Consider the following 8,497-nt stretch of genomic DNA (forward strand, 5'->3'; position numbering starts at 1 on the left):
AACCGCATCGAGCGCATGTTCGGTCATCTCAAGATCAACCGCGCCGTCGCCACCCGCTACGACCAGCTCGCCCAGAGCTTCCTCAGCATGATCCAGATCGCAGCCACCCGCTACCTGCTCAAATTCGTCCACGCCACCTAGTCTCCCTCACGCTCCGGGGGAAGGATTGGAGATCGGCAAGATCATGATTTCGTTCGCCAGGGACAAACCTTACCCGATCCGCAGCCGCACGAACGCCATGCCGCTGGTGCGGTCGCCGCCATAAGCGGGGTCGAGGCCGTCGGGCGTCAACGAGCGGGCGACGAGGGCGCCGATGCCGACCTTCATGCCCTGAGTCACGCGGAAGTCGCGGATGGCGCCGACCGAGGCCTTGCCGACGGTAAATGCGGGGCCGTGAACGCGGCCGGGTAGGGGAAGCAGCTCATCGGTGTCGATGCGTTCGGCGCGCGCGAATAGCGTCCAGCGATCGTCGGGCTTTACCGCCGCTTCGAGCAGATAGGCATCAAGCCCGTGGCCGCGTTGACCGTCCGCCTCGATCTCGGTCTTGCGTCCCCAGGCCGCGGTCAGCGCGACGAAGCCACCGCGACCGACCGGACGCGTATAGATCGCGCTTGCGGACCAGCGCTCCTGATCCTCGTCGGGGACGAGTTGCTCGGGCGATTCGAAGCGTGCCCAGGACGCTTGCAGCGCCAGCGTGCGCGTGGGATTCCAGCTCGCCCGAACGGCGGTCGAATCGAATCGGGGCGTCTCGATGTCGTAGCGGTTCTGGTCGGGTTCGCGGCCCTTGAAGCGGGATGCTTCGATCTTCACGTCGCCCTTCGTCACGCCTGCGGTCAGCACGCCGAAGGTGATGTGGGTGGAATCGAACCAATGGTGGGTGACCGGCGCCTCGGGCGAGTCCATGATCGACAGCCGGTGCATGAACGATCCCGGCCCGAACGCCGGCTCGCCGGGCAGCCCGCCATAGACGAACACCGATGCGTTCTCGCCGATGCGCCGGCTGTAGGAGGCGGACAGCTCCATGAACAGGTCGTGCGGGTGTTGCCGGTCGATCAGCTGAGTGCGTCCGTCGGCGGTCTCCCCGGCTGCGAGCAGCAGCGGGTAGCCGCGCTTGCCCATCAATGGATCGGGCGACAGCATCGCGCGGAACGCCACCGTGTCGCGCGACGACAGCTTGGCCGTCGCCATGCCCATGACCATGCCCGATGCGAACAGGCGATCGTCGCCGCGCGGGCCGCTCTGGGTGTCGTAGACGCCGTTGAGCAGCGCCTGGCCCATCAAGGTCCAATCGCCGGCCATCCGCATGACGCCCTGCATCGGGCTGGCGTCCGGCTGCCACGCGGTGCCCGATGCTTCGCGGGCCATCGGATGGGGACCGAAGGCCGCGGGCATCCGCATCGTGCCGTGATCGCCCGGGGCCGTGTCCATGCCGGGCATCGCCGCCGGATCGGCACTGCCGGCCTGCGGCGTAGGGGCGGGCCGGGTCGGCGCGCCGGGCATGGCCATGCCCGGCATATGTTGGTGATCCTGCGCTGCCAGGGTGCCGGACCATGCGACCGAGGCCAGCAGGAGAAGGCTGCGCGGGATCGCGCGACGGGACCGGACAGTCTGCATTGGCCTTCATCGCGGCAAGACGCCGGTTGTGTCAACATACCCCCGGGGGGTAAACGGGTGCCATGCCACAGGACGATACTTTGCCGCCTGCCCACGCCAGTCACACGCGTCAGCTTGCGCGGCTGCGCAGGATCGAGGGACAGGTGCGCGGCGTTGCGGCGATGATCGAGAATGGACGCTATTGCGTCGATATCCTGACGCAGCTTCAAGCCACACGTGCCGCGCTCGCCCGGGTGGAGCGCGACATCCTCGATGATCATGCGAGTGCCTGCGTGGCGAGTGCGGTCGCCTTGGGCGATCCGGCGCTGCAACGCGAAAAGATGGAGGAGCTGACCGAATTGCTGCGGCGCGCGCTGAAATAGGCGAGCGGCAGCCTGAAGACTGTCTCTAGCCGCCGATGATGACCGTCGGCAGCCCCAGCACGATCGTGCCGCCATGCGCGGTCAGGTCGCCGATGCGCGCGGCGGGCAGGTTCTGGACGAGGACGGTCATCGACCCCTTGGCGATCATGTCGGGGGGGCCGACGCACACCGCCATGTCGGTCGCACGCGCTTGCGGGAGCATGCCGGTCAGGACGGTGAAGCAGCCCAGCGCGATCGGGCCGCCGACGTGGGGGACGATGCCGGTCACCATCGGGCAGACGTGCATGTCGGTGATGCGCGAGGCGGGGGGCATGAGGCTCAGCCTTCCGTGTTGCTGACGATGCGTTCGTACGCCTTCTTGAACTGCTTGGCGAAGAGATCGAGGTAGGCGGCTTCGCTTTCGTCGGCGAAGGCGCTGAATTCGGACTCGTAGGCGCGCCATAAGGTCGCTTCGCGGCTGCCGGGGAGGACCGATTTCAGCCAGCCGCGCGCGCTGATCCGGGTGCGGATCGAATCGGGGGCGAAGCGCTTGATCGTTTCCTGCATCGCCTCCTGCATCGCCGCCATCATCGCCATTTCGTGCGCCTGCAGGTCCTCGAAGGCGCCGCGGACGGACTGCGTGCCCTCCAGGAACCCGGCGCCGGGTTCGCCGATCATCTGTTTGAGCGCCTGTTCGGGCGAGCGCGTCCATTTCAGCGGGTTGTTGCCCGCGCGCTGGAATGTCGTCACCTGCGCGCCGACGCCGAACTGGTGGCGGACGCGGGTGCGTGCCTCCAGCAGCTTGAACAATCCATCCGCGGTCTGGCGGAGGAGCTGGCCGATCGTGTCGACGACCGCATCGGGGGTGCGCGCGCCCATGTCGTGGCGGCTGAGTCCGCTGGCGGCGAGGAGGCGCGCGTAGAGGCCTTCGCCTGCGGTGTCGGCGGGTGCTGCCGATGGCGTCGAAGCAGGCGAAGGGGCGGCGACCGGCGGCGGCGGCTCTGCCGCGGCCGGTTGGGGAGGCGTAACGGCGACAGGTTCGGGGGCGGTCGGCGGCGGCGCGGGCGCGGGCGCGGGTGGCGGCGGCGGCGCGACCGTGGCGAAGGCGACGGCTCCGGCGCCGCTGAGCATCGACCAGGGATCGCCACCCACGGGGGCGGAAAGCGGTGCAGCGACGGGCGCAGGCGCGCTCGCCATGCCGAACGGGTCCGCAGCCGGCGGCGATTGCGGCATCGCGCCGAACGGGTCGGCGGCGGGAGCGGGCGCAGGACCGGGAGACACGCCGAACGGGTCGGCTGCCGGGGGTGGCGGCGGCGCGGGCGCGGCGACGCCGAACGGATCGGGTCTGCTGGGTAGGGGTGCCTGGCGTGGCTGCGGGGTCACGCCGAACGGGTCGGCAGCCGGTGCCGCGCCGAACGGATCGGGCGCACGTGGCGTGCCGAACGGGTCCGGTGCCGCCGGTGCCGCAGAAATCCCGAAAGGGTCGGGCGCTGCCGGCGCGCCCGGTGCCGTCAGCCCGAACGGATCGGCGCGCGCGGCGGCGGCATTGGGCGGCGCGAACGCCGCCATCAGCGGATCCTGCGAGCTCTGGAACAGCGGCCGTGCCGCCTCGCGCCCGAATTTGGTGACGCTGACGGGTTTGGCCGCGGCGCCGGCGCCGTTGTGCCAATCGATGCCGCCGCCGAACGCCGATGCGGTGCCCGCACCGCCGAAGCCGGGGTCGGCGCCGCTGCCATCGGGGACCTCCTCGACGCGGACCTGGTAATGGCCGATCTGGAGCAGGTCGCCGTCGCGCAACTGCACCGGCTTGGCCAAGCGTTCGCCCGCGCCGTTGATGAAGGTGCCGTTGGTGCTGCGATCGGTGAGGAAATAGCGGCCGTCGCGGAAATCAACCTCGCAGTGTATCGAACTGACGTGGTTGGCGGGATCGGGCAGCGTCCAGTCGGCGTGCGCGGCGCGGCCGATGACCAGCCCGTGCTCGGCCAGGCTCACCTCGATCGGATCGCCCGACGCCAGCGAGGGTACGTTCTCCATGCTGAGGCGCAGCATCATGCGCGATAGTCTCCGGCCGCGATCCGATCCGCGGTATCGAGCATGGCGGCGATCTTGCTCGCGAACGCAGGCACGCCGTCGGCATGCGCGGCGAGCAGGACCGCGCCGGCCGCGGCCTGACCGAAGGCGCCCGCGGGTGGGTTGACCGGCACCTCCTGCTCGGGCGGCGCCATCGATCCGCCCGACAGGAAGATCGCCAGGCACGCCATGCCCTCCATCGTGTCCCATCCCGCGATCCCGCCCGCCTCGAACGCCAGGCGGCGCGCGTCATCCGACGGGCTGGCGACCCAGCGCCGGACCGCCTTGGCCGCGACCGCACGCGCCGGGGGCGGAGACTGATCGGCGGCGTCGAGGCACGCCGCGACCCAGCGCGCGGCATCGACCCGCGGCAGGCATTGCGCCATGAATCGCGTGGCCGCCATCGGATCGTCGGCGCGCAGCACCGCGAACGCGGCTGATGGTGCGAGTCCTGCGATCGCCGCCATTTCCACCGAATCGCCGAGCAACGGCGCGACCTGCGCGGCGCGGGTCCATTTCACCCGCGGCCAGGCGCGTGGCAGCGCGATCGCCAAGTCGTCGGTCATGCTCGTGTCCCCAATTGCGCCGTCACCCGGTCCTCACGCATCGCCGTCTAGTTGATCATGACCAGGCCGCCCTTGACGATGTGGATCGCGCTTGCCTCCTGCTGGACCATCAGCCCCTTGGTCTGCAGCATCAACTTGGCATCGAGCTTGATCGTCATCGCCTCCAGGCTGATCGACATCGGATCCATCTTGAACTTGGAGGGGCCGCAGGTCAGCTCGATCGACTGCATCGCCTCGGTCGCATGCTTGCCCAGATCGACCTTGATATCGACGTTGCCGAGCGAGACCTTGAGCGATTCGTTGCCCATCTTGATGGTGGTGGAACGGTTGCCCATCTTCACCTCCAGCGTCTCGTCGTCGTTGATCGTCGTGGTGCGCTTGCCGGTCTTCACCGTGTGAATTTCACTGCCCAGCTCGACCACGTCGGTCAGGTCGCCTTCCTTGATCGTCTTCTTGTCGTGGCTCTGGATCGTCTCGGTGCGCGTGCCCTTGCTGATCGTCAGCTCGTCGTTGCCCTCCTTGAACAGCGTCGTGCGGCTGCCCTTGTCGTACTGGCGCTCCTCGTCCTTGTTGACGATATGCGCCTTGTAGTCGCGTTCGGCGCGAAACCAGACGACTTCCTCGCCCTTCTTGTCCTCGAACCAATAATGGCTGAAGCCGCCGCCGCCCTTGGTGATGCGGGTTCTGAGGCCGAACTGGGTTTTATTGTCGGGCAGCGCCACCGGCGTCGTATTGCTGGCGTTGTAGACCGCGCCCGTCACGATCGGACGGTCGGGATCGCCATCGAGGAACTCGACGACGACCTCCTGCCCGATCCGCGGCAGAGAGAAGCTGCCCCAGCTTTGCCCGGCGGTGGATTGCAGCACGCGGATGAAGCAGCTGCTGTTCTCGTCCTTCTTGCCTTCGCGGTCCCAGAAGAACTGGACCTTGATGCGGCCGTATTTGTCGGTATAGATTTCCTCGCCCGAGGGGCCGACGACGATCGCGGTCTGCGGCCCCAGGATGCGCGGGCGCGGCGTGACGTGCGCAGGGCGGTATTGATCCGCCGCGGGCATCAGTTCGAGCGAGCAGAGAAAGGTTTCCTCGCCCTCGCCGCTCTCGTACCCCGGCGCGACGTAATCGTGCGACGTGCCGACAATGAGATATTCGGTGGTCGTCGCGTCTTCGAAGGTGAGCGTCAGCCGCCGCCCCGCCGCCGCAGCGAAGAGTCCGCCGTCGGCAAAGCTGCGCGCCATCCGGCGACGGTGCGCGTCGAGCCAATTGGCGCTGTAGCGCTGTCCGGTCGCGGTTGACGTGCTGCCGAACTTGGCGGGGAAATCGTAGACCTCGGCGGTGCCCGACCAAGAGCCGCCTGCGCCTTCGTCGCTTTGGCTGCCGCGATCGGTCGGTGCGCCCACGACCTTGGCCGCGGCCTTGGTCTTCAGCAGCGCGGTGGTGGGCGCTTCGAAATCGTAATCGTCTACAGTGACCTTGGTGGGGGCAAGGCTGCGGCGTTCGGTGACCGACCAGATCGGCGCGTCAGGGCGCCGGTCGGAACGCGGCAGCACCTTGGCCGTCGCCGGCGCCATGTCGACGTGCGCATTGCCGTCGTCGACCAACACAATCTTGCTGGTGGTGCCGTCGTGTTCGTAATAATAATAGATTCCTTCAAATTCCATCAGCCGTGAGGCGAAGTCGAAATCGCTCTCCTGATACTGGACGCAATATTCGAGCGGATCGTAGGCACCGTTCAGCTTGACCTCGAAATTGCCGATCAGCAGCGACTTGACGATGTCGACGACCGACTTGTTCTGAAAGATGCGGTTGCGCTTGTTCAGCGTCATGAAGGCGGCCTGCGGGCGCAGCGTGAGCCGGTAGCGGTGACCGCGCTCATCCTCGCCGAGCTCGCTATATTCCCACAGCACGCCGGCAAACGCGCGATTGACGTTGGAATCGCCCGCCGCTTCGTACTTCACGCCGATGGCGGTGCCGAGCAACGTGTGCACCGGCTGCGCGCTCTGGCTGAAGGCGTCGACGGTGACCGTGTACGATTCGCTCAGGCGTTCGGTGCAGGTCATGCCCATGAGCAGCAGGACGTCCTTGCCGAGCTGCGTCGACAGCTGCCCGATGCGATTGTCCTGCGTATAGGCGCCGTCCGTCGCGCTCATTTCCACCCTCGTCCCCGCCGTTCGCGCGGAGTCTTCTCATATCCGCGCGCGAATTCCCAAGCTAAAATGATGCGGCTCTACACCGGCGCGCAAGATGGTCGCGCGGGTCTACCCCTCCGACGTAAGGAAGTTCCGTACCATTCCGCCAATTTGTGAAGATTCCCCTGTCCGGCCGTGATAGCATCAATTCGTCGCTGTGCTTGCCAGGGGGGTAGGGCACAGACGGCAATCGGCGATCGAACGGTCGCGGGTGAGGGGGCGAATCGCGGTGCGTAGGTTCGGTACAAGGACGGCGCGAGTCGCGGCAGTAACCGCGGCACTTCTGGGACATGCGAGTCTCCTCGCGCAAGTCACGCCGGCCCCCGCGCCGGCGCCGCAGCTGCCGAGTCGCGAGCAGGTGCAGCAACCTGCGCCGCCGGTGGCGCAAACCGGCTCGACCCGAGTCGAATCGCGCGGCGCGGTGCCGACGCCGCCGTGCCCGCTGTCCGACTCGCCGCTCAAGGTGCGGATCGAGACGGTGCGCTTCGTCGCGGTCGGCCGCGACAGCGTGCCGCCGGAGATCGCCAAGGTCCTGGCCGGCATCGGCCCTGCGGGAACCGGCGAGCAGCCGATCGCGTCGATCTGCACGATTCGCGATACTGCCAACGCCGCGCTGACGCGTGCGGGCTTCGTCGCTTCGGTCCAGGTGCCGCCGCAGAAGATCACCGACGGCATTTTGGTGCTCAGCGTCGTGCTGGCGCGGATCGTCGAGGTGCGGGTGCACGGCGAGGCGGGGCGCTATCGCGCGGTGCTGGCGGGCGCTATCGCGCGGCTGCGCGCGCTCGATCCGCTCAACGAACGCGATGCCGAGCGGCTGCTGCTGCTGACCGGCGACGTGCCGGGGCTCGACATCCAGCTCGCGCTCAGGCCCGCGGGCGGTGCGCCCGGCGATGTGATCGGCGACCTGAACGTCGTCACCCAGCGGGTCTCGGTCCTTGCCAACGTCCAGAATTACGGATCCCGGGCGCTGGGCCGCGAGACCGGATATGCGCGGGTCGACGTCAACGCGCTGATCGTGCCGGGCGATACGCTCTACATCGGTGGATCGACGACGGCGCAACTGCAGGAGCAGCAGGTCGCGCAGATCGGCTACCGAGCGATTCTCAACGGCAGCGGGCTGTCTGCCGGTCCGCGGCTGACCTATGCCTGGTCGCGGCCGGACATCGGCGTTCTCGACCTGCGCTCCCGCTCGATCATCGGCGGCTTCGACATTACCCAGCCGGTCGTGCGCTCGGTCCGCCACAATCTTGCGGCGTCGCTTGGTGTGGAGGCGATCGAGCAGCAGATCCGCATCTATGACCCGACCGGCTTCTCGCCGCTGAATCTCGACCGGCTGAGAGTCATCTACGCCCGGATCGACGCGCGCACGAATCAGCGGCGGCTCGACGGGCTCGACGCCTATTCGATCGGCGGATCGATCGAATTCCGCAAGGGACTCGACATCTTCGATGCGACCAAGCGCGGGCAGGTGACCAGTTCCAACTATGCGCCTTCACGGTTCGAGGGCGATCCCAAGGCGACGATCATCCGCGGCACCGCGAGCGCCCTGGGCCGAGTCACCCGGATGTTCAGCGTCGCCCAGACCGTGCTCGGCCAATGGGCGAACAATCCGCTGCTCAATTTCGACGAGCAGGCGCTGGGCAATCTGACGGTCGGGCTGGGCTACGATCCGGGCGGCAACAGCGGCGACCGTTTCGTCGGCTGGCATTCGGAGGCACGC

At 67.8% G+C, this 8,497-nt stretch carries 8 protein-coding genes; 3 read left to right on the top strand and 5 right to left on the bottom strand.

What is annotated here, in order from left to right; genetic code table 11:
* Positions 1 to 6: 6 nt before the first annotated feature.
* Positions 7 to 141 (top strand): hypothetical protein, encoded by a 135-nt coding sequence (locus ACE5C1_RS15365; protein ID WP_374944953.1) that lies wholly within the window; start codon positions 7 to 9, stop codon positions 139 to 141.
* Positions 142 to 210: 69 nt separating this feature from the next.
* Here ACE5C1_RS15365 and ACE5C1_RS15370 read toward each other — a convergent pair whose 3' ends face one another.
* Entirely contained in the window at positions 211 to 1,506 is a 1,296-nt protein-coding gene (locus ACE5C1_RS15370; RefSeq protein WP_374944946.1) for a hypothetical protein, read from the bottom strand.
* A gap of 170 nt (positions 1,507 to 1,676) precedes the next feature.
* On the opposite strand from ACE5C1_RS15370, the gene ACE5C1_RS15375 reads away from it, so the two are divergent.
* Positions 1,677 to 1,976, top strand: coding sequence for a metal-sensitive transcriptional regulator (locus ACE5C1_RS15375; RefSeq protein ID WP_374944947.1), 300 nt, complete (start codon positions 1,677 to 1,679; stop codon positions 1,974 to 1,976).
* A gap of 25 nt (positions 1,977 to 2,001) precedes the next feature.
* On the opposite strand, the gene ACE5C1_RS15380 is transcribed toward ACE5C1_RS15375, so the two are convergent.
* Genes ACE5C1_RS15380 through ACE5C1_RS15395 form a run of 4 tightly spaced genes read right to left on the bottom strand, consistent with a single transcriptional unit; the run spans position 2,002 to position 6,738 of the window.
* A complete protein-coding gene (locus tag ACE5C1_RS15380; RefSeq protein ID WP_374944948.1) occupies positions 2,002 to 2,289 on the bottom strand; it encodes a PAAR domain-containing protein in 288 nt (95 codons plus the stop codon).
* Between the two features lie 5 nt (positions 2,290 to 2,294).
* Positions 2,295 to 4,007, bottom strand: a complete 1,713-nt coding sequence (gene tagH, locus ACE5C1_RS15385) for a type VI secretion system-associated FHA domain protein TagH (RefSeq protein WP_374944949.1) — start codon at positions 4,005 to 4,007, stop codon at positions 2,295 to 2,297.
* Positions 4,004 to 4,591 (bottom strand): hypothetical protein, encoded by a 588-nt coding sequence (locus ACE5C1_RS15390; protein WP_374944950.1) that lies wholly within the window; start codon positions 4,589 to 4,591, stop codon positions 4,004 to 4,006. The genes tagH and ACE5C1_RS15390 overlap by 4 nt, the downstream gene beginning before the upstream one ends.
* A 47-nt stretch (positions 4,592 to 4,638) precedes the next feature.
* Positions 4,639 to 6,738 (bottom strand): type VI secretion system Vgr family protein, encoded by a 2,100-nt coding sequence (locus tag ACE5C1_RS15395; RefSeq protein ID WP_374944951.1) that lies wholly within the window; start codon positions 6,736 to 6,738, stop codon positions 4,639 to 4,641.
* Between the two features lie 397 nt (positions 6,739 to 7,135).
* On the opposite strand from ACE5C1_RS15395, the gene ACE5C1_RS15400 reads away from it, so the two are divergent.
* The coding region (locus tag ACE5C1_RS15400; protein WP_374944952.1) for a hypothetical protein at positions 7,136 to 8,497 on the top strand (1,362 nt) is incomplete at its 3' end.

The organism is Sphingomonas sp. (assembly GCF_964263785.1).
In the GTDB taxonomy this organism is placed as follows: Bacteria; Pseudomonadota; Alphaproteobacteria; order Sphingomonadales; family Sphingomonadaceae; genus Sphingomonas.

What these genes read in the sequence shown, in the direction of transcription:
- ACE5C1_RS15380 (WP_374944948.1), bottom strand. Translation starts at nt 2,289, where the DNA reads ATGCCCCCCGCCTCGCGCATCACCGACATGCACGTCTGCCCGATGGTG.
- ACE5C1_RS15395 (WP_374944951.1), bottom strand. Translation starts at nt 6,738, where the DNA reads ATGAGCGCGACGGACGGCGCCTATACGCAGGACAATCGCATCGGGCAG.
- ACE5C1_RS15370 (WP_374944946.1), bottom strand. Translation starts at nt 1,506, where the DNA reads ATGGCCATGCCCGGCGCGCCGACCCGGCCCGCCCCTACGCCGCAGGCC.
- tagH (WP_374944949.1), bottom strand. Translation starts at nt 4,007, where the DNA reads ATGATGCTGCGCCTCAGCATGGAGAACGTACCCTCGCTGGCGTCGGGC.
- ACE5C1_RS15390 (WP_374944950.1), bottom strand. Translation starts at nt 4,591, where the DNA reads ATGACCGACGACTTGGCGATCGCGCTGCCACGCGCCTGGCCGCGGGTG.
- ACE5C1_RS15375 (WP_374944947.1), top strand. Translation starts at nt 1,677, where the DNA reads ATGCCACAGGACGATACTTTGCCGCCTGCCCACGCCAGTCACACGCGT.